This window comes from Pseudomonas marginalis (genome assembly GCF_008692035.1).
Taxonomy (GTDB): domain Bacteria; phylum Pseudomonadota; class Gammaproteobacteria; order Pseudomonadales; family Pseudomonadaceae; genus Aquipseudomonas; species Aquipseudomonas marginalis.
Genome location: NZ_VTFG01000001.1, coordinates 29,151 through 49,367, shown reverse-complemented (window position 1 = coordinate 49,367; position 20,217 = coordinate 29,151). Strand labels below are relative to the sequence as shown.

General features: G+C 59.4%; 17 protein-coding genes. 13 read left to right on the top strand and 4 right to left on the bottom strand.

Features of this window, described 5'->3' with window-relative positions; translation table 11 throughout:
* Positions 1-26: 26 nt before the first annotated feature.
* The 5 genes from FX984_RS00215 to FX984_RS00195 all read left to right on the top strand — a co-directional run bounded on the left by FX984_RS00215 (position 27) and on the right by FX984_RS00195 (position 3,719).
* Positions 27-668, top strand: a complete 642-nt coding sequence (locus FX984_RS00215; RefSeq protein ID WP_092488619.1) for a DUF1345 domain-containing protein — start codon at positions 27-29, stop codon at positions 666-668.
* Between the two features lie 72 nt (positions 669-740).
* Positions 741-1,610, top strand: a complete 870-nt coding sequence (locus tag FX984_RS00210; protein WP_027606423.1) for an AraC family transcriptional regulator — start codon at positions 741-743, stop codon at positions 1,608-1,610.
* 22 nt (positions 1,611-1,632) lie between these two features.
* Positions 1,633-2,238 carry a LysE family translocator gene (locus tag FX984_RS00205; protein WP_027606424.1) on the top strand — a complete coding sequence of 202 codons (606 nt, stop codon included), beginning with the start codon at positions 1,633-1,635 and terminating at the stop codon, positions 2,236-2,238.
* A 129-nt stretch (positions 2,239-2,367) separates the two neighbouring features.
* Positions 2,368-3,168, top strand: coding sequence for a hypothetical protein (locus FX984_RS00200; RefSeq protein ID WP_085205426.1), 801 nt, complete (start codon positions 2,368-2,370; stop codon positions 3,166-3,168).
* A gap of 110 nt (positions 3,169-3,278) precedes the next feature.
* The gene (locus tag FX984_RS00195) at positions 3,279-3,719 is read left to right on the top strand and encodes a hypothetical protein (protein WP_027606426.1); all 441 of its coding nucleotides are present in this window, start codon (positions 3,279-3,281) and stop codon (positions 3,717-3,719) included.
* Positions 3,720-3,781: 62 nt separating this feature from the next.
* Here the strand turns inward: FX984_RS00195 and FX984_RS00190 are convergent, their stop codons facing one another.
* From FX984_RS00190 to FX984_RS00180, 3 genes are all read right to left on the bottom strand, one after another.
* Positions 3,782-6,037 (bottom strand): autotransporter outer membrane beta-barrel domain-containing protein, encoded by a 2,256-nt coding sequence (locus FX984_RS00190; protein WP_186511915.1) that lies wholly within the window; start codon positions 6,035-6,037, stop codon positions 3,782-3,784.
* Positions 6,038-6,286: 249 nt separating this feature from the next.
* The gene (locus FX984_RS00185) at positions 6,287-8,278 is read right to left on the bottom strand and encodes a hypothetical protein (RefSeq protein WP_146477934.1); all 1,992 of its coding nucleotides are present in this window, start codon (positions 8,276-8,278) and stop codon (positions 6,287-6,289) included.
* Between the two features lie 150 nt (positions 8,279-8,428).
* Positions 8,429-10,393: a hypothetical protein gene (locus FX984_RS00180; RefSeq protein ID WP_146477932.1), complete on the bottom strand. Its 1,965-nt coding sequence runs from the start codon at positions 10,391-10,393 to the stop codon at positions 8,429-8,431.
* 238 nt (positions 10,394-10,631) lie between these two features.
* Here FX984_RS00180 and FX984_RS00175 point away from each other — a divergent pair, with 238 nt between their 5' ends.
* The 5 genes from FX984_RS00175 to FX984_RS00155 are packed head-to-tail and all read left to right on the top strand — an operon-like array spanning position 10,632 to position 15,746.
* Positions 10,632-11,651 carry a LacI family DNA-binding transcriptional regulator gene (locus tag FX984_RS00175; RefSeq protein ID WP_146477930.1) on the top strand — a complete coding sequence of 340 codons (1,020 nt, stop codon included), beginning with the start codon at positions 10,632-10,634 and terminating at the stop codon, positions 11,649-11,651.
* 60 nt (positions 11,652-11,711) lie between these two features.
* Complete coding sequence (locus tag FX984_RS00170; RefSeq protein ID WP_098479690.1) at positions 11,712-12,494, top strand: sugar phosphate isomerase/epimerase family protein; 783 nt, start codon at positions 11,712-11,714, stop codon at positions 12,492-12,494.
* Positions 12,487-13,428, top strand: a complete 942-nt coding sequence (locus FX984_RS00165; protein ID WP_146477928.1) for a sugar kinase — start codon at positions 12,487-12,489, stop codon at positions 13,426-13,428. The genes FX984_RS00170 and FX984_RS00165 overlap by 8 nt, the downstream gene beginning before the upstream one ends.
* Positions 13,429-13,473: 45 nt before the next feature.
* Positions 13,474-14,772 carry an MFS transporter gene (locus FX984_RS00160; protein WP_146477926.1) on the top strand — a complete coding sequence of 433 codons (1,299 nt, stop codon included), beginning with the start codon at positions 13,474-13,476 and terminating at the stop codon, positions 14,770-14,772.
* A complete protein-coding gene (locus tag FX984_RS00155) occupies positions 14,769-15,746 on the top strand; it encodes an NAD(P)-dependent oxidoreductase (RefSeq protein WP_027606433.1) in 978 nt (325 codons plus the stop codon). The genes FX984_RS00160 and FX984_RS00155 overlap by 4 nt, the downstream gene beginning before the upstream one ends.
* A gap of 136 nt (positions 15,747-15,882) precedes the next feature.
* Here FX984_RS00155 and FX984_RS00150 read toward each other — a convergent pair whose 3' ends face one another.
* Entirely contained in the window at positions 15,883-17,508 is a 1,626-nt protein-coding gene (locus FX984_RS00150) for a methyl-accepting chemotaxis protein (RefSeq protein ID WP_027606434.1), read from the bottom strand.
* Between the two features lie 233 nt (positions 17,509-17,741).
* Between FX984_RS00150 and FX984_RS00145 the strand changes: the two genes are divergently transcribed.
* The 3 genes from FX984_RS00145 to FX984_RS00135 are packed head-to-tail and all read left to right on the top strand — an operon-like array spanning position 17,742 to position 20,203.
* A complete protein-coding gene (locus tag FX984_RS00145; RefSeq protein WP_027606435.1) occupies positions 17,742-19,169 on the top strand; it encodes a nucleobase:cation symporter-2 family protein in 1,428 nt (475 codons plus the stop codon).
* A 13-nt stretch (positions 19,170-19,182) separates the two neighbouring features.
* Positions 19,183-19,644 (top strand): LEA/WHy family protein, encoded by a 462-nt coding sequence (locus tag FX984_RS00140; RefSeq protein ID WP_065927877.1) that lies wholly within the window; start codon positions 19,183-19,185, stop codon positions 19,642-19,644.
* A 7-nt stretch (positions 19,645-19,651) separates the two neighbouring features.
* Positions 19,652-20,203 carry a GNAT family N-acetyltransferase gene (locus tag FX984_RS00135; RefSeq protein ID WP_027606437.1) on the top strand — a complete coding sequence of 184 codons (552 nt, stop codon included), beginning with the start codon at positions 19,652-19,654 and terminating at the stop codon, positions 20,201-20,203.
* Positions 20,204-20,217: the final 14 nt, after the last annotated feature.

The window sequence follows — 20,217 nt, the reverse complement described above, 5'->3', positions numbered from 1 at the left end:
TCACAGGTAACCATCTGTGAGCTGCCATGCCCTTTCTAGCCCGTACCCACCCTCGCCTCTCCGCCGCCGCTGTGCTCGGCCTTGCCGTCGGCATCCTGGCGCCGGCCGACACCCTCGCCAGCAAAATCCTCATCGGCTGGAACGCCGGGGTCTGGACCTACCTGGTGCTGATGCTGTGGCTGACCAGCCGTGCCAAGGCCGACGATGTGAAGCGTATCGCCGAAATCGAGGACGAAAACGCCGGGCTGGTGCTGTTCACCGTGTGCATCGCCGCCATCGCGAGCCTGGCCACCATCACCTTCGAACTGGTGGGCAGCAAAGACCTGGCCACGTCCGAGCGCCTGCTGCACTACGGGTTTACCGGGCTGACGGTGATCGGTTCATGGCTGTTGATCGGGGTGATTTTCAGCGTGCATTACGCCCGCCTGTATTACACCTGGAATGGCAAGGAGCCGGCGTTGCGGTTTGCCGAAGGGCTGTTGACGCCGAACTACTGGGACTTCCTGTATTTCTCCTTCACCATCGGCGTGGCGGTGCAAACCTCTGACGTCGGCGTCGCCACCCGCGGCATGCGCAAGGTGGTGCTGGGGCAGTCGCTGATCGGCTTTTTGTTCAATACGGCGATCCTGGGGTTCTCGATCAACATCGCCGCCGGGCTGTTCGGCTAGGCTGCACAAACCTTCTAGACGCTCAGGTGTCGGTGGGCGCTAATACCCTTACACATTCCGTCCCGGTGTTTCATGGCTGCGCATAATTGGATCGATCTGTCCCAGGACGCCGACACCGGCATCGAGACCCTGCGCGCGCATTTCGAGGGCCACGCCTACGACCCCCACTGGCATGACAGCTATCTGGTCGGCGTCACCGAACAAGGCGTGCAGCAGTTCAACTGCCGCCGCACCCGGCACAACAGCGTGCCCGGCCAGGTGTTCCTGGTGGAGCCCGGTGAATTGCATGACGGTGACGCGCCCACGCCGGACGGCTTTACCTACCACATGCTGTACCTCGACCCGCAGTGGCTGGCGCGGGAAGTGAGTGCGGTGTTCGAAGAAGCGCCGCTCAACAGCCAACTGGGTTTCGCCACGACCTTGACCAGCGATCCACGCCTGGCCATCGCCACCAGCCAGGCGTTCCAGACGCTGCACAGCGGTGAATTGCGCATCGTGCGCCAGCGTGTCATGGACCAATTGCTGGAGCGCCTCACCGGTCACCTGGCGTGGCGCGCGCGCTACCGTGACGATCCACGCTTGCCACTGGTCGCCCATAAGGCCCGCGAATACCTGCATGCCCACTTGCATCAAGACGTCGGCATGGACGAACTGGCCGTAGCCTGTGGCGTCGACCGCTTCCGCCTGACCCGCGCGTTCAAGAGCGCCTTCGGCCTGCCGCCGCATGCCTACCTCGTACAACTGCGCTTGGCCCGTGCCCGGCATTTGTTGGCCAAGGGCGAGCAACCGGCGGATATGGCGATTGCCCTGGGCTTTGCCGATCAAAGTCACCTGGGCCGCTGGTTCGTGCGCGCCTACGGCTTGACACCGGCCGCGTACCGCAAGCGCTGCTCAAATCTTCCAGACAGTAACGCACAGGCTTGTGAGGATGGACGCCACTGAACGATTCACTGGAGTCCCCAGCATGTCCTCCCCGTTACTGCCCTTCCTGTTATTTGCCTTCGTTGCCTCCATCACCCCCGGCCCCACCAACATCCTGGTGCTGAGCAACAGCGCGCGTTATGGGCTCAAGGCTGCACTGCCTATCGTATTGGGTGCCTGTCTGGGGGCTGCGGGAATTGTGTTGCTGGTGGGCTCGGGCGTGGGCCAGTCGCTGGCGCAATTGCCCAGGGTGCAGGCCGCGATGCAATGGGTGGGCGTGGCCTGGCTCAGCTATCTGGCATGGCAGATCTTCCGCGCGCCGGCCGAAGCCATCGACCCGAACACCCCGCAAAAACGCCTGGGCCTGGCCGGCGCCGCCAGCCTGCAATTGGTCAACCCCAAGACCTGGATGATGGCGCTGGCGGTGGTCAGTGTGTTTGCCGACAACGGTGAGGCGCGCCAGAGCCATGTGCTGTACCTGTCGTTGGCGTTTTTTATGATTTCGTTGCCGTGCCTGGGGGCGTGGGCGTTGCTGGGGGTGGGGTCGAGCCGGGTGTTTCGCTCGACCAAGGCCATGCAGCGTTTTAACCAAGGTATGGCGTTGCTGTTGTTCGGCTCCGCCTGGCTGAGCGTTTTAGCGGGAGCATAGAAAAGGCGACGAATGGCGAGCAAACCTGTGAATTCTGACAGTTGTGGGCAAGGCGTTAATGGCGCTGAATAAAGCCACTTGTCAAAAAGCACGGGCCATGACGGGTATCAAAGCCTGCGGGAGCACGCCATGTCACCACTTGTTCCGTTAAATAAGAATCTGATCCTGAATGGAAACTTTATCGACCATGGAACCCATTGGACAGCCACCGCGACACTTCCCGGCAGGGTTGATTTTTCCCAGCACAGTTGCATCGTCAGAACTCAAGGAATGGCTGAGCAAACGGTACCTGTGGTTGAGGCAACGGTCTATACCCTCAGCCTGTTTACGCTGATTACTTACAGAGGTACCGGCTCGATAACGGTGGTTTTTCAGCCTTCGGGGGTCAATGAATCGATATCGATGTCCGGCAACCAAGGCTGGTTGCGTCAGTCATTAACGTTCACGCCTCCCACAGGCACTGTCAGCGCAACCGTGCAATTGACAGGAACGTCGGGGGACGTCTGGTTCGATAACGTCAGGCTAGTGGAGGAAGAAGGGACGATCATACCGATTGAGTTGATCGGTAACGGGGACTTCTCACGCAACGGCGATGAATGGACTTCGTCACCGCCACCCAATTCCGCGACCTTCCACGATCAACGGTGTCAGTTGAATCTGGGCGCTTATATCGAGCAGGACATCAGGGTCGTTCCCGAGCAGGCGCTGGTCTTCTCTATCGATGCACAAACACCAACCGGCGGCCATGGGGTTGTAATGTTTCATATAACCCCCGATCACGTACCTGAGTTCGAGTTACGCGGAGAGGGAGGCTGGGATTCATACACCTACTTATTCACCGTCCCCGCTGGCATTCATGACATCACGCTGCAAATACAGGGCATTACTTTTCTGATCGTCGACAATATTTCATTAAAGGCAATGGAATGAAAGCGCGTGCAAAGGAGGCAAACGTAAACCGTCGCATTTAACAGGCTTGTCCCAAGTGGGCAATGATGCCTTCACAGGACATTTATTGACGAGAGCGGGAGACTATAACCATGAGTACTGCAACTGCATCTGCGGTAAGTGAAAACAGCCGGTCCACTAACCAAGTTTACTTTCAGGGAACGATCGCGACTCAGGCTTTCAAGGACGATTTCCCCAAACATGAACTCAAATCCGATTATTGGTGGGTTGAGGCCACTCAGCGGGATTTAGGCATTGGCAACCGCCGGCGAATCGTTGTTTTCCAATATCTGGCGGATCCGGCGACATTGCCCTCCGGCCGGTATACCCTCAAGCCCGACGAACCCGACGAGCGTTTTTCAATTATTTATATGGAGCTCAATGACGCGCCACCTCCCGCTTATACAGCCTCGCGCGGCACGATTGAGTTTATCCATAACCAGCAAACCAACCATGTCAGTGGCGCCTTGGACGTCTACTACGTTGACGTCAATATGAAGGATCAACGTATGCAAATCCTGTTCAATGTTTGACCCGCCAAAAAACGCCCCGGAAACCGGGGCGTTTTTTATCACTTGATCCAGGGCATTGTTGATTACCAGCTGTAACGCACGCCCACGTTGGCGCCCCAAGGCTGATCAATCCGCTTGCCTTTCGCATGTTCGAAGTCGGCATGCAACTGCAGGTTCTGGGACAAGGACACCGAAACCCCCGCACCGAACTCTGCACGGCTGCCCGAGAGATCGTTATTGAAAGCCTGGTTATTCACCGACACCTTGTTGTTCTTGGCAAATTCATGAGCGACCGCACCGCGCAAGTAAGGCTGTACAACGCTACCGCTATCGAGCACAAAATCACGGCCGACAGTCACCCCCAATTTACCCAGGACCGAGTGGGTGTGATCGCCCTTGGCCTGCATCCCGTTATCCAGTTGGTAGCTCTTGCCCTTGGTAGTCATCACCGACGCTTGGGCAAACGGTTCAACGAAGAACGCATCATCCAACCGAATATTACGCCCGACCTCTGCCGAAACACCCAAGGCATTAGTGGAGTAGTTACCCTTGGCCTGTGCGCCATCGCTCAACCCCACCTTGGAGTCATTGCGCAGGTGGTTCACCTTGGCCACACCGTCAAAGTAGTAGCCACTGTCTTCATCCATCCAAGTGGCATAGGCACCGACGTAGTAACTTTTGATAGTGCCCGACGTTCCACGGCCAACATCCAGATCTGATTCACTATGACCGGCCATGACCCCCAATAGCCATGGGCTGTCCATCATCGGCATATCCGCACCGAGGGAAAAACCGCGTTGCGATTGGGTGTAGCCATTTCCGGCACCACCTTTGGCCTCGAACTTGTTGCCATAACTGCGGACCCATCCGCCGGACTCAGCACCATTGTGGCGCAGTTCACCCATACGGGTACGCAGAGAAGACAGCTCGCCATACCACACGGTAGGCGCGGCATTGAACAGCGCCAGCACCGAGCGGGTGCCAGGGCTGATGACCCGCGACGACGGGTCGAGGAACCAGTCATTGCCGTCTTGCTTGAGCCCATAAGACCACGCCCCCACATCGACCGATCCGCCTATCAGCGAAAACTGCGCATCACCGCCACCGGTATGAACAATACGCACCTCATTGGCACTGACCGGCTCGACGCCGCTGCTGGATAGCAGCAATTGATGGTTGCCGCTGGCGGAACCCGTGATGTTGAGGAAGTCGGTCAAGCCCCGGGCAAAATCAGTGCCCATCACAAACGTACCGTTACCTGACAGGCTGGTCAGGTCCAACTGGTAAAAGGCGTCACTCGCACCAAACCTGATCATCCCGCCCGACAGATTCAAGGCGCCGACCTGGCTGTTGCCGGTCATGTCCCACAGCGACTGGCTACCGATACTCAACGACGAAACATTTTCCAGGCGACCGGTCAACGCAGCCCGGTTCTGCAAGTCAAGGTGTGTGGTACTGCCCGACTCAACGATCACGTTGCCCAGTAGTTGGCTGTTATCAACCCGTACAGTGGCCGAAGACCCATCCTTGACCTCAAGGAGGTTGCCGTTGCCACCGGACAGTGTCGAGCCATTCAGCACCTCAATCGATGCGTTGGCCCCTCTGCCCAGCAGGCCTTCTACCACAATCGCTGCACCGGTTTCGCCAGTCACGTGGGTATTGTCCAGTACCAAGCTATTGGCAAGCACACTACGGGGTTCATTCGTCAGGACTACGCCGTTAAGGCCGCCTGTGATTACACTTTGACGAGCATGGGCCTCTGCGCCCTGCAACTTCAAACCGAAACTGCCAGCGTCTGTACCCTGCACGATGCTGCGGTCCAGGTTCAGCACGCTGTGGCCTCCAACCGCTGCGCCGCCGGTTGCCCCGGAAACCACGCTGCCATTGACAGTCGCGTTGGAACCCACGGTGGAGCCTGAGAAACGACTGAGCACCAACCCATCGTAGTCGGCACTGGAAATCACGCTGCCGTTGATCAACGCATTACTGCTGTACAACGTGATACCCGCATTGAAATCACCCTGCGCCACAACACGACTGGTATCCACGTTGACGTTCGAGCCCGCCTGTGCAACGACGGTGCCGAGGACGGTACTCGAGTCGCTCAGGTTCAGGTTGGAGCGGGCGGCATAGACGCTCTCGGTTCGCCCCTCTATCACGTTGAGCGTGGCATTTTCCAACGTATAGCTGTCGAGCACGTCGTGAAAGTCAATGGTCTCGGTTCGATTTTCGATCAGCCTTGCCTGAGCGTGCGGAGCGAGAGCTAACAGTGATGCAATCGACGCAACCTTAACGACGAAGGCTAAAGGATTTAACTTAAAAATAGACTGGGTATTCATGATCACTCACTCGTTCAACAGGCGTTCCATAACAGAAAAATTCGGCCTGTTTCGAATGCAGTGGAAACTGGCCAGTTAAGGCCCGCAAAATTACCGGTGAGCACTAACGACGGATGTAGGAATTATCCGAACCATCCTAAGGAAAATCGCGTATCAATGGCGGGAATGGGGTAACGCAACTACGCAAGGAAGCTCATGACAGGTGAAAACCAAAGGGCGCCGAAGCGCCCTTTGAACAACGTGTATTGACTATTCATCCTCCCCGAGAACCGGCAGCTCCTCGCAGTACAGTGGCGGCGTAGACCGGTTTGCGAACAGCGTCGTTGTAAAGCCCTTCTCAGATGGCTCCTCAACGCCATTAACCATCGCAAAGTATTGAATGCTGACTGAGTTGCGCCCAGCAGGCCTGATGACGGTGGTGTAAGGCTGAATCGTCAGGAAGAAACCATTTGAAACCATATCCGGTGTCAACGGTAGCGAGTTGAACGATACAGGATCCCCCAATGGCGTAGTGCTGGCCCTGTCGCTGTATACCTGCCATTCCACGCGGACGACAGCGTCCTCCTGGAAGTAGGTGGTATTGCCCGGCACTCTGACACGTGCGGAAAAGTTAAACGGATCCAGATCCGTACAAGCCATATCCGTGCCAGCTTTGACGAAGGTCGGCTGCTCCATGACGACTATGTTGGCGTCGACCTCGACATTCTGGGGACGAGATCGCTGGAGGTTGTCATTGACTTCCCAACTCAAGGTATAGAACACCGGGACCGTGCCATTGCCAACCTCCTTGATGATTGGCCAAGGCACGTTGAGGGTAACGGTGTCTCCACCGGCTTCGCCATCCAGCTCGATTGAATCGAAGGGGTACGCAAAACTGCCCCAATAACCAGTAAGGGTGATACCGGGTACAGGCGGGGGAACCTCCCACAGCACAATCTCGACGGTCGCGTCGTTACCGAAATCTTCCGGCAGCAAATGGTTTTCCTGATCGGGATCGCTACCGTACACGGTCACCAGGTTGAGCCGAGAGTTTTCCGGGTCTGGCGTCGGGTCGGGGCCGGGGCCTGAAAGATCCACTTCAATGGTTAGCGTGGGCGCGGGATATTCGTTGCCATTGCGATCAACCAGGTAATCGATATCCGTGTCCACTTCCCCGGGGCCGGTACCATACACGTCGAAGATGATATCGGTATCAACCGGCAGCCTTAGAGGAAACGGCGTGTAATCCCTGACATTGAAGCGCCCCACGCTCTCGCCGCCCCAGGTGAGGTCAATGACATCCAGCTCCTCTCGCACATTGGCGTACTGAGGAATCTCCACCGTCACGCCATCGGGCTCGTGAGCATCCGCCAGATCAATCAGGCCATCGGCCGGCAACAGCGCCAACGGCACCCTCGCCTGCAAAGGATCAGGAACCCCCACCAGGTTCAGCCGGACGGGACAGGGAACAGATTCCCTGCTTTTGTTACGGGCCAGGTCTTTCAGGACATAAAACAAATAGTATGTGCCAGCTTCCAGCACTTCGATCCGGTCCCATGGAATAACAAACTCAAGGCTATCTTCCACCGGCACCGTGTCGATCTCTGTAGCAAGAAGCGATGAGGAATACTTCGAGAAATAGACCGTGATTGTGTCACCGTCTGCTCGACCATAGTCCTCGTAATTCGGGTAGGTACATACCAATCCCTCATCATGTTCCTCTACATAGAGTTCGTCGATTTCCGGCCCTAGGTCGGCCGGTAATAACGGAGCAAACGGATGGATATCGTGTTCTTCATCGTCGTCGACATTGAATTTGTAGGGTGCCGTCAGATCCACCTCCAATGGCGCGATTCCTGACAGGGTAGGGAGCTTGTCTTCATACAAGATATAGGCAATTTCGTACTTCCCCTGACTCAGGCGGGAGGTCGGAATATTCCTGACAATAATGTCGCCCGCATTGATTGCACCGGCTCCCGAATAGCGAAGCGTATACAGAGACGGTGCCCAATTTGTCACACCTTTATCGCGCATCACCAATTCCAGCCGGGCTTCTGCAGGAGGCACCTCAAGCGATGGGGCTACAAACGTAACAGGTAAGTCTTTTCTTGAGGCCGCTGCGAGGATCAGCCCCTGATCGTTTAGCGAGCTGAACTCCGGCGCCTCAAACTCAAAAATACCGCCGCCATACTTGGAAACATACTCTCGATTGAGCTTTCGAGAGGCAAGTGCAGCCTGTTGTTTCTTACTAAAGATAGTCATCTACGTTCTCCATAAGCGAATTATTAACGCCGGTTACCACTTCAATGTCACAGGCGAAACGAGAAATCGCTCGCCTTGAACCGAATAGTTGGCCCCGCCTCTAAAACACTTGAGACCACTATCGAAGCTCAATTTTATTATTGGACTCAGTCACTCGTTAACAGGCGAGTCCTGTTCCCCGTCTTCGTCGGGACCGCAATAACGTCCACTGGAGTAGCGTTGGTCAATCTTGACTTGCCGCTCCCGTGCCCTGCCTATGATTCTGGTGCCACGGAGCACTTCGTAAGACACCAGTGCCGAACTCCCCACGCTTGCCGGATTGTCTGACCGTATGGGCTTTATCTTTTCTTCATAGTTATCTTGCTTAAATATATAACCATTCTTCGCTTCTTCCGCCGAAAGGAAATGCAGCAAAGAGTCTTCAGTCCCGTCAATGGGCCCGGTAAAAAAACCCTCATAACCCTGCCAACTCAAGAGCACCGCATCGCCTTCTCTGAGCTGTGTATTTCCCGGAATTCCCAGGGGGATATGGTCCCACATGGGAGGAACAGTCTGACAATTTATCCAGGCGTCTGCAGTTGCACTGGGAAATTGCACTTGCGTAAGACTCAATATAGGAACCACGGCCACTGTCACGTTGGTGAAGTTGGCCAATTGTTCATTAACGCCGTTAGAGGTCGTGTAATAAACAGGCATTCTGTCGTTATTGCCTGCTCCCGTGATGACATTCCAGGGAATATCACTGAACTCGACAATGCTGCCTTCCGCATCGCCCTTACTTACATCCACCGTGTAGTGTGCAACCGGTACAGCGGTACTGGGAAAGTTGCCCCAATACAGCGTCAACTTTTCCCCATCCTGAGGCCGGTGGTACAACGGAACACTGGCGTAAATGCGCTGATCCTGATCACGTATATCGATAAGGTTCTCGGTCATGGAACCTTCACCCCAGACCATCACGGCAGGAAGGTCGAGATTAAGCAGTTGCGGTGCATCGCCGTGGTCTTGCCCCGCCACCGTGAAGTTCCATCTGATCACCGTCGGCGGGCTGGGAGGGGTGGGGAGCGTGCCACCGGTGCGAGTAATGGTGTACGTAGCAACGCCGGAAGCTTGCCCCAGCCCCTGGGCAATCAACGTTTCCCAAGGGATGCTGACATCAAAAGGCAAATGGGTGACCGGCTGTGGCGGTAACGGCGTAGTGCCCCACGTAACCGTGACATGGTCCCCCTCCTGCCAATTGTCGTACAGCACCTTCCCCACAACGCCAAGGCGTGCATCCTGGCGATCAATCAAGCCGTTCACCATCGCCGGAACAACCAGTGCCTGGAGGTCGGAGGGCGAGGGATCCAGATCAACAATAACCGGTGTCTGGATTGATCGCGGCCCTGGGTTACCGGAGCGGTCCCGCAACACAATATGCATGTATTGAAGGCCGTTTCGATAAAGCCGAAACAGATCTCCTGGTACGGGGAAAACCAACGGCTCAGTTTCAGAAACAAAGTCAAAAAAACCATCAGGCGTATCCCGCTCCGGTGGTGGTGTTTCATCCGAAAGGTAATACTCGACGCGGTCCCATGCGCGACGGCCAGTGTAAAAAGGTATCCGCATGTTCACAGTCGGGTTCTCAGCCAGATAATCCTCATCGATGATACTGACGGGAAATTCAGGCACCTGGGGGGCGATATTGTTGTTGGGTGGGGTACGGTCCAGCACTAACACGCGCGTTGGCGAAGAGGTGGGCAAAGTGCCCTGTTCAAGCACCTCATAGCTCAGCAACACGGTGCCGTCGTTCTCCAGATACCTCCGGTCGACGGGAATACGCAGTGGAAAAATCGCCGGATCAATCGGGCCATTGAACCGCCGGCGCAGGAGCGGCTCTCCCTCACTTCCACTACGGCGCCAATGAACGACCAGGACGTCGAAACTCCCCTCCGGCGCGGACTCTGGCCAAAGCTCCTCGATGACCACCTCAATATCCGAATCAAGGTACTCGCGCGGGATATACCCCTCGATAATCGGGGGCACGGCATCATCAAGGATGGGCACCTTGATCTCGGAAAAAGACAAAATATTGCTTCTGGAGACACGTCTGCGACGAGGGTTGGAAGTGTTCATATAACTGTCCTGCCGACGATACAACGGAAGATGCCCTTGGCAAGGATTAAGCGCCCAAATACCACGCTTGGGTACTGTCAAAACTAACAGGTAGGCATCGCCGCTCGTCGGTTTCAACAGCTACGTCGGCGCCGCATTGGCTTGACGGATCTTCTGATTTGGTGTTTTCTGAAACCGGTTTCAAGCATCCTTGTCGATGTTTAATGACCTCCAACACCAATAAGAAAGGCCCGCGACCGTGACCCCTTTTTCCGCCGCCCAACGCACCCGTGTCACCATGCTCGACGTCGCCCAACGCGCCGGCGTGTCCAAAGCCAGCGTGTCCCGCTTTATCGGCGAGGACCGCGCCCTGCTCTCCGATGCCATCGCCCTGCGTATCGAACACGCCATCGAACAACTCGGCTACCGCCCCAACCAGATGGCCCGCGGGTTGAAACGTGGTCGCACGCGCCTGATCGGCATGCTGGTGGCCGATATCCGCAACCCCTATTCCATTGCCGTGATGCACGGCGTCGAAACCGCCTGCCGCCGGCACGGCTACAGCCTGGTGGTGTGCAACACCGACCGCGATGACGAACAGGAGCGCCAACACCTGGCGGCGCTGCGCTCCTACAACATCGAAGGGCTGATCGTGAACACCCTCGGCCATCACCTCGACCAACTGCTGGAACTGCAACGGGAAATGCCCCTGGTGCTGGTGGACCGCAAGGTCGAGCCGCTGCACAGCGACCTGGTGGGGCTGGATAACCCGGCGGCGGTGCGCATGGCGGTGGAACACCTGGAACAGCAGGGTTACCGCGATGTATTGCTGGTGAGCGAAGCCTGCGATGGCACCAGTTCACGGCAGGAACGCCTGGACAGCTTCAAGGGCGAAATCGCCCGGCACCCGGCGCTGACCGGCGCGGTGCTGGCGCTCGATGACGGGCTGGAACCACGCCTGCAAGCCTTTCTCGCCAAACCCGGCCCCAAGGCAGTGTTCTGTGCCAACGGCGTCGCCACACTGGCCTGCACCCGTGCGCTCAAGGCGCTGGACTGCAACCTGTTCGACGATATCGGGTTGATCGCCCTGGACGACCTCGACTGGTACCCGTTGGTGGGCAACGGCATCACCGCCCTCGCCCAACCCACCGAAGCCATTGGCGCCAGTGCGTTCGACTGCCTGCTCAAGCGCTTGCGCGGTGACACCGAACCGACCCGCACCCTGGACTTTTTGCCCCAGTTGATCATTCGAGGTTCGACCCAGCGTCCTTACGCGTAGCAGAGTCGATTCAACCTTTATAACGTGAAAAAATGAAACCGGTTTCAGAGTTAAACAACAATGCACAAATACCCCGTCTCCATCAGCCTTTCCAGCTACGGCGCCGACCTGGTCCGCCAGCAAGGCCAATTGAGTTTTGTCGAACTGCTGGCCGCCGCCGGTGCCCGGCGCATCGAGTGGCGCGAAGAACTGCTGACCAGCGAGCAACCTGCACAACTGGCCCAGGCTGCCGCCGAGCAAGGCCTGGAGTGTGTGTTCTCATCGCCCCTGGAATTGTGGATCGCCGGCCGCGCCCAGCCGAATGCCGACCTCAACGCAACCCTGGACCGCGCCCAGGCCTTTGGTGCGCGCTGGCTGAAAGTCTCCCTCGGCTACTTCACCGATACCAACGACCTGGAAAGCCTGCACGCCCTGCTCGCCCACCATCCGGTCAAACTCTTGGTGGAAAACGACCAGACCCTGCACGGCGGGCGCATCGAGCCGATGCAGCGCTTCTTCACTGAAGTCGAACGCCTGGGCCTGCCGGTAAAGATGACCTTCGATATCGGCAACTGGCAATGGCAGGACCAATCCGCCCTGACCGCCGCGCGCCTGCTCGGCCGGCACGTCGACTACCTGCACTGCAAGGCCGTGGCCCGTCGCGCGGACGGCAAGCTGGTGGCACTGCCGCCCGGCGCCACCGACCTGCATCTGTGGGAACAACTGCTCACCCATATGACTCAAGGCATTACACGGGCGGTGGAATTCCCGTTGCAGGGCGATGACCTGGTCGACGTCACCGCGCAACAGGTGGCCGCCCTCGCCCTCCTTGGCCAACCCCGTGGGGAGAATGCCCATGTCTGAGATCGATATCCTCTCGTTTGGCGAAACCATGGCGATGTTTGTCGCCGAGCAGACCGGCGACCTGGCCCAGGTGGCGCAGTTTCACAAACGCATTGCCGGCGCCGACAGCAATGTTGCCATCGGCCTGTCGCGCCTGGGCTTCAACGTCGCCTGGCTGAGCCGGGTGGGCAATGATTCCCTTGGGCGCTTTGTGGTCGACACGCTGAAAAAAGAAGGCCTGGATTGCCGGCATGTGGCGGTCGACCCGTTGCACCCCACCGGCTTTCAACTCAAGTCCCGCGAAGAAGCCGGCGATGACCCGCAGGTGGAGTACTTCCGCAAGGGCTCGGCCGCCAGCCATTTGTCCACTGCGGCCATCAGCCCGGTGCTGTTGCAGGCCCGCCATCTGCATGCCACCGGCATTCCGCCGGCCTTGTCCGAGGCCACCCGCGAGCTGTCCCGCGAATTGATGACCCAGATGCGCAACGCCGGGCGCAGCGTGTCGTTCGACCCGAACCTGCGCCCCTCGCTATGGGCCAGCCAGGAACAGATGATCCGCGAAATCAACGCCCTCGCCGGCCTCGCCGACTGGGTCCTGCCGGGCCTGGGCGAAGGCCGTCTGCTCACCGGTTTCGACGACCCGGCGGATATTGCCGCGTTCTACCTCGACCAGGGCGCCGAAGCCGTGGCGATCAAGCTCGGCCCGGACGGCGCCTACTTCCGCACCCAGCTGGACCAGGGCTTTGTCGCCGCCGTGCGCGTGGACAAGGTGGTGGACACCGTCGGCGCCGGCGATGGCTTTGCCGTGGGCATGATCAGCGCCCTGCTGGAAAACCTCAGCTTCCCCGAGGCGGTACAACGCGGCAACTGGATCGGCAGCCGCGCCGTGCAAAGCCGCGGCGATATGGAAGGCTTGCCCACCCGCTCCGAATTACCCACCCGATCCGTCGCTTGACCCACACCCTGTTGCCACAACTACAACAAGCTCAGGAGCAACCTTATGGACACCGTGAAACTCGCCACCCGCCGTTGGTGGTACATCATGCCCATCGTCTTTATCACCTACAGCCTGGCCTACCTGGACCGCGCCAACTACGGCTTTGCCGCCGCCTCCGGGATGGCCGAGGACCTGATGATCACCCCCGGCATGTCGTCGTTGCTGGGTGCACTGTTTTTCCTTGGCTACTTCTTCTTCCAGGTGCCGGGCGCCATCTATGCGCAAAAGCGCAGCGTCAAGAAGCTGATTTTCGTCAGCCTGATCCTCTGGGGCGGGTTGGCCACCCTGTCCGGCGTGGTGTCCAACGCCTACATGCTGATCGTCATTCGCTTCATGCTCGGCGTGGTCGAGGCCGCCGTGATGCCGGCCATGCTGGTGTACCTGTGCCACTGGTTCACCCGTGCCGAGCGCTCGCGGGCCAATACCTTCCTGATCCTCGGCAACCCGGTGACCATGCTGTGGATGTCGGTGGTGTCCGGCTACCTGGTGCAGCATTTCAGCTGGCGCTGGATGTTTATCATCGAAGGCCTGCCGGCGGTGCTGTGGGCATTTATCTGGTGGAAGCTGGCGGATGAAAAACCCGCAGACGCCAAGTGGCTGAGCGAGCAGCACAAAAAAGACCTGGAAAGCGCGTTGGCCGCCGAGCAGGTCGGTATCAAGGCGGTGAAGAATTACGCCGAAGCGTTCCGTTCGCCCAAGGTGATCATCCTGGCGCTGCAGTTTTTCTGCTGGAGCATCGGCGTGTACGGCTTCGTCTTGTGGCTGCCGTCGATCCTCAAGAAAGGCCTGCAGATGGACATGGTCGAAGCCGGCTGGCTCTCGGCCCTGCCCTATCTCGCCGCCGTGATCGCTATGCTGGCGGTGTCGTGGGGCTCGGACAAACTGCAAAAGCGCAAGCGCTTCGTGTGGCCGCCGCTGCTGATTGCCTCCATCGCGTTCTACGCTTCCTACGCTCTGGGCGCCGAACATTTCTGGTGGTCCTACACCCTGCTGGTCATTGCCGGAGCCTGCATGTATGCGCCGTACGGGCCGTTTTTTGCCATTGTCCCGGAAATCCTCCCCGCCAACGTCGCCGGTGGCGCCATGGCGCTGATCAACAGCATGGGCGCCCTCGGCTCGTTCGGCGGCTCCTACCTGGTGGGTTACCTCAATAGCAGCACCGGCTCGCCCGGCGCCTCGTACCTGCTGATGAGCGGCGCGCTGATGCTGTCGGTGGTGCTGACGATTTTCCTCAAGCCCGGCGCCAGTGACCGTGAACGCGCGCCCATCTCGACCCTCGAATTGAAGGTGAAAACCCCATGAAAAAGTCTGTGGTTCTGTACAAGAAGCTCTCCGCACCGTTGATGGCGCGCCTGCATGAACAGTGCGACGTCACCCTGATAGACGCACTGGACGAGACCGGCCTGGCCAAGCTGCGCGATGCACTGCCTACCGCCCATGGCCTGCTGGGTGCCAGCCTGCGCCTGGATGCCGGCTTGCTCGACCTCGCGCCGCAACTGGAAGCCGTGGCCAGCGTGTCCGTGGGGGTCGACAACTACGATATCGACTACCTGACCCGGCGCGGCATCCTGCTCAGCAACACCCCGGACGTGCTCACCGAAACCACCGCCGACACCGGCTTCGCGCTGATCCTGGCCACCGCCCGGCGTGTGGTGGAGCTGGCCGACATGGTGCGCGCCGGCCAGTGGAACAAGAATATCGGCCCGTCACACTTCGGCAGCGACGTGCATGGCAAGACCCTGGGCATCATCGGCATGGGCCGCATCGGCGAAGCCTTGGCCCAGCGCGGGCATTTCGGTTTTGGCATGCCGGTGCTCTACCACAGCCATTCGCCCAAGCCGGCGGTGGAACAGCGCTTTGGCGCGCAGTACCGCAGCCTCGACGACTTGCTGCAACAGGCCGATTTTGTCTGCCTGACCCTGCCGCTGACCGCCGAAACCGAGAAGCTGATCGGCGCCGAGCAATTTGCGCGGATGGGCCCGCAGACGATCTTTATCAATATCTCGCGGGGCAAGGTGGTGGACGAGGCGGCGTTGGTGGACGCCTTGCAGCAACGTACGATTCGGGCGGCGGGGTTGGATGTGTTCGAGAAAGAACCGCTCAGCCACGACTCGCCGTTGCTGCGTTTGAACAACGTGGTGGCGACGCCGCATATCGGCTCGGCGACCCATGAGACGCGGGAGGCGATGGCCAAGTGTGCGGTGGATAATCTGTTGCAGGCGCTGGCGGGTGAAAAACCCAAGAATCTGGTGAACCCAGGGGCCTGGAAGCAATAGCTTCTGACACCACACAGAACACATGTGGGAGGGGGCTTGCCCCCGATAGCGGTGGATCAGCTATAGATAAGTTGATTGTCACTCCGCCATCGGGGGCAAGCCCCCTCCCACATTTGATTGCATTGCAAAAAGTGGGTCAGATAACGAACCTCGCCACCATCCCATTCAAGTCCACCGCCAGGCGCGACAGCTCATGGCTGGCGGCACTGGTCTGGTTGGCGCCCGCCGCCGACTGGGTCGCCAGGTCGCGGATGTTCACCAGGTTGCGGTCCACTTCGCGGGAGACCTGGGCCTGTTCTTCCGACGCGCTGGCGATCACCAGGTTGCGTTCGTTGATCAGGCTGATGGACTGGGTGATCTGCTCCAGGGCCACGCCGGCGGCGCGGGCCATTTCCAGGGTGTCCTGGGTGCGCTGGTTGCTCTGCTGCATCGACTGCACCGCTTCACCGGTGCCGTTCTGGATGCCGGCGACCATCTTCTCGATTTCCTGGGTCGACTGTGCCGTGCGATGGGCCAAGGCCCGCACCTCATCCGCTACCACCGCAAAGCCGCGGCCGGCTTCACCGGCGCGGGCCGCTTCGATGGCGGCGTTGAGCGCCAGCAGGTTGGTCTGCTCGGCAATCGCGCGGATCACGTCCAGCACCTTGCCGATGTCACGGCCCTGGGTGGCCAGGCCTTCGATCATCGCGGCAGTGTTTTGGACGTCCTGGGTCATGGTCTGGATCGCGCCGACGGTTTCCATCACCCGGTCGCGACCCGACCGCGCGGCCTGGTTGGACTGGTTGGACGCCTCGGAGGTGGACACCGCATTGCGCGCCACTTCTTCCACCGCCGCGGTCATCTCGTTGACCGCCGTGGCGGCCTGGTCGATTTCATTGTTCTGTTGCTGCAGGCCCCGGGACGCTTCCTCGGTCACGGCGCTCAACTCTGTCGCCGCCGAGGCCAGCTGCGTGGCCGAACCGGCAATGTGCTGGATGGTCTGGCGCAGGTTGGTTTGCATGGTCGACAGGGCGTTGATCAGGCGCGCGGGTTCATCGTTGCCATTATCTTCAACGACGCTGGTCAGGTTGCCACCGGCGATGGTTTCAGCCACCTGAACGGCTTTGCGCAACGGCGTGACAATGCTGCGGGTCAGCAGCCAGGCCAGCAGCACCGTGAGCAGTGCAGCGCTGACCGAAACCACGATAATCCCGGTGATGGCACTGGTGTAACTGTGCCCTGCCGCGTCGCTGGCTTGCTTGGCGTTGGCGGCATTGATCGCAATCAGCTTGTTCAACTGCTCGCCCATCTGATCGGTGCCTTCCTTGATCCGGGTATTGATCAGGGTGCGCATCTGCTCGACGTCGCCTTGCTTGGACAGCGCCAGCATGTCCGCCTGGGCCTTGAAGTAGTTATCCAGGGTGCTGACAAACGTCTTGTACAACGCCGCTTCCTCAGTACCGGCGGGTAATGCCGCGTAGCCGGCCTGGGCCGTCTTGACCTTGTCGACCAGCACGCCGATGCGGGTTTCGGCTTCCTGCAGGCCGGCTGGCTCGCGGTTGACCAGCACTCGAAATGACAGGATACGCATGCGCAGGACGTTCTCCGTCATCTGGGCCAGGTACGTCACACTGGGCAGCTGGTTGCTGCTCATGTCCACCGAGGCCTGGCGGATCAACGTCATGCGGTTGGCCGCGAACCCGCCCAACACCACCACTAACAGGGCGATGAAGGCGAAACCGAGGGAAGCGCGAGGGGCGATATTCAGGTGACGGAGCGACATAAGGGCGATCTCGAAATAGAGTGGCGGCGCGCGTCCATGCCACGAAACGATCAGCCAGCGTCAACGCACTGCCTGACACCGGCCATCACTGTTGTTTTTGATAGATGGGCCTATAAGCAGTATCGGCAGGAATCAGGGTTTTATGCAGGGTCTTTATAAATATTTTTTTACACTTCTGACGCCGGGCCGTTTCTGGCATCCTGCGCCTCCATTTTCTGACCCGAGCCCTCATTTTGTCTGACGCTCAAGCCCCCCGCCCCCGCTATAAATCCGACCTGATCTACGGCCTCGAGGACCGCCCGCATTTCAGTGCGGCGATATTTGCCGCGTTGCAGCACGTGCTGGCCAGTTTCGTCGGCATCATCACCCCCACCCTGATCGTCGGTGGCGTGCTCGGGCTGGAAAGCGAAGTGCCCTACCTGGTGAGCATGGCGCTGTTTGTCTCGGGGCTCGGCACCTTTGTGCAGGCGCGCACGTTCGGCCCTATCGGTTCGGGGCTGCTGTGCCTGCAAGGCACCAGTTTCTCGTTTATCAGCGTGATTCTCAGCGCGGGGTTCATGGTCAAGGCCCGGGGCGGCGGCACCGATGAGATCCTCTCGACGATCTTTGGCATCTGCTTTTTCGCGGCGTTTATCGAAGTGGTGCTCAGCCAGTTCATCGGCAAGTTGCGCAAACTGATCACCCCGGTGGTGACCGGCACCATCATTACCCTGATGGGCCTGTCGCTGATCAAGGTGGCCGTTACCGACATGGCCGGCGGCTTTGGCGCCAGCGACCTGGGCGCGGCGAGCAACATGGGCCTGGCGGCCCTGGTGCTGCTGACCATCGTGGTGCTCAACCGCTTCAATAACCCGTTCCTGCGCCTGGGTTCGATCGTGATCGGCCTGGCCCTGGGCTTTGTGGTGGCCTGGTACCTGGGCCGCGTCGATATGGCGGCATTGCCCCAGGTGCCGCTGATCAGCGTGCCGGTGCCGTTCAAGTACGGTTTTTCGTTCGACTGGGTGGCGTTTATCCCGGTGGCGGTGATCTTCCTGATTTCGCCCCTGGAAGCGGCCGGTGACTTGACAGCCAACTCGATGATTTCCCAACAGCCGGTCAAGGGCCCGCTGTACATCAAGCGCATCAAGTCGGGCCTGTTGGCCGACGGCCTCAACTCGGCGATGGCGGCGACCTTCAACAGCCTGCCGATGGTGACGTTCGCCCAGAACAACGGCGTGATCCAGTTGACCGGCGTGGCCAGCCGCTACGTGGCGTACTTCATTGCCGGCCTGCTGGTGCTGCTGGGGCTGTTCCCGATGATCGGCGCGGTGCTGCAACTGATGCCCAAGCCGGTGCTGGGCGGCGCGACCCTGATCATGTTCGGCACTGTCGCCGTGGCCGGCATCAAGATCCTCGCCGAAGCCGGGCTGCACCGCCGCAATGTGCTGATCGTGGCGATCTCCCTGGGCATGGGCCTGGGCGTGGCCGCCGTGCCGGAAGTGTTGCGCGACCTGCCCAAGGCGCTGCACAACATCTTCGAATCGCCGATCACCGTGGGCGCGTTCTGTGCAATCCTGCTGAACATTTTCCTGCCGGAAGCGTTCATAGAGCTGGAAGAAGATGAATTTGATCCGGAGTCCTCTACCCTCAAAGTGATGCAGGACCCGGACGTCACGAAATAGGAGCACCCTTTGCATGCGCAAGCTCATGGTTCTATCGCTGCTACTGCTGAGCCTGAGCGCCTGTGCGCTGTTCCCCAACCGCGACCCGGTGAATATCAATGTGGTGGGCATCGAGCCGCTGCAAAGCCAGGACCTGGAAGTGCGCTTCGCCGTGAAACTGCGGGTGCAGAACCCCAATGAAACGGCGATCGACTACAACGGCGTGGCCCTGGATCTGGAGGTCAATGGCCGGCCGCTGGCGTCGGGGGTGAGTGACCAGCGCGGCAGCATCCCGCGTTTTTCCGAGACCGTGCTGATGGTGCCGGTCAGCGTTTCGGCGTTTTCCGTGCTGCGCCAGACCTTGGGCCTGAGCCAGACCCAGAGCTTGAACAACCTGCCCTACGTGCTGCGGGGCAAACTGGCGGGCGGGCTGTTCGGCACGATGCGCTTTGTGGACCGTGGCACGCTGGACTTGCCGAATACCGCGACCTGGTAATGACACCATGCAACCGACACTCTTTACCGAACGCCTGATCCTGCGCCCGCTGACCCTGGACGATGCCGAAGGGATCCAGCAGCAATTCGCGCATTGGGACGTGGTGCGTTACCTCAACGCCCTGGTGCCGTGGCCCTACCCGGCCGACGGCGCGCGCACCTACCTGGAGCACATCGCCCTGCCCGCCATGGCTTGTGGCGAGGAATGGCATTGGTCCCTGCGCCTGAAAAGCGCGCCTGGACAGTTGATTGGTAACGTCAGCTTGATGGACGAGCAGGATAACAACCGCGGGTTCTGGCTGGGGCCGCAATGGCAGGGGCAAGGGTTGATGGCCGAAGCCAGCGCGGCGGTGACCGACTACTGGTTCGGCGTGCTCAAGCGCCCTGTGCTGCGAGTGCCCAAGGCCGCGCCCAACCTGGGCTCGCGGCGGATTTCCGAGCGTACGGGTATGCGTTTGATCAGAACGGATGAAGGTGAGTTTGTGGCAGGTACTTTCCCACGGGATATCTGGGAAATGACCCGCGAGGAATGGCTGGAAAACCAATCCTCTAAACGCTGAGGGGCCCTGCCACA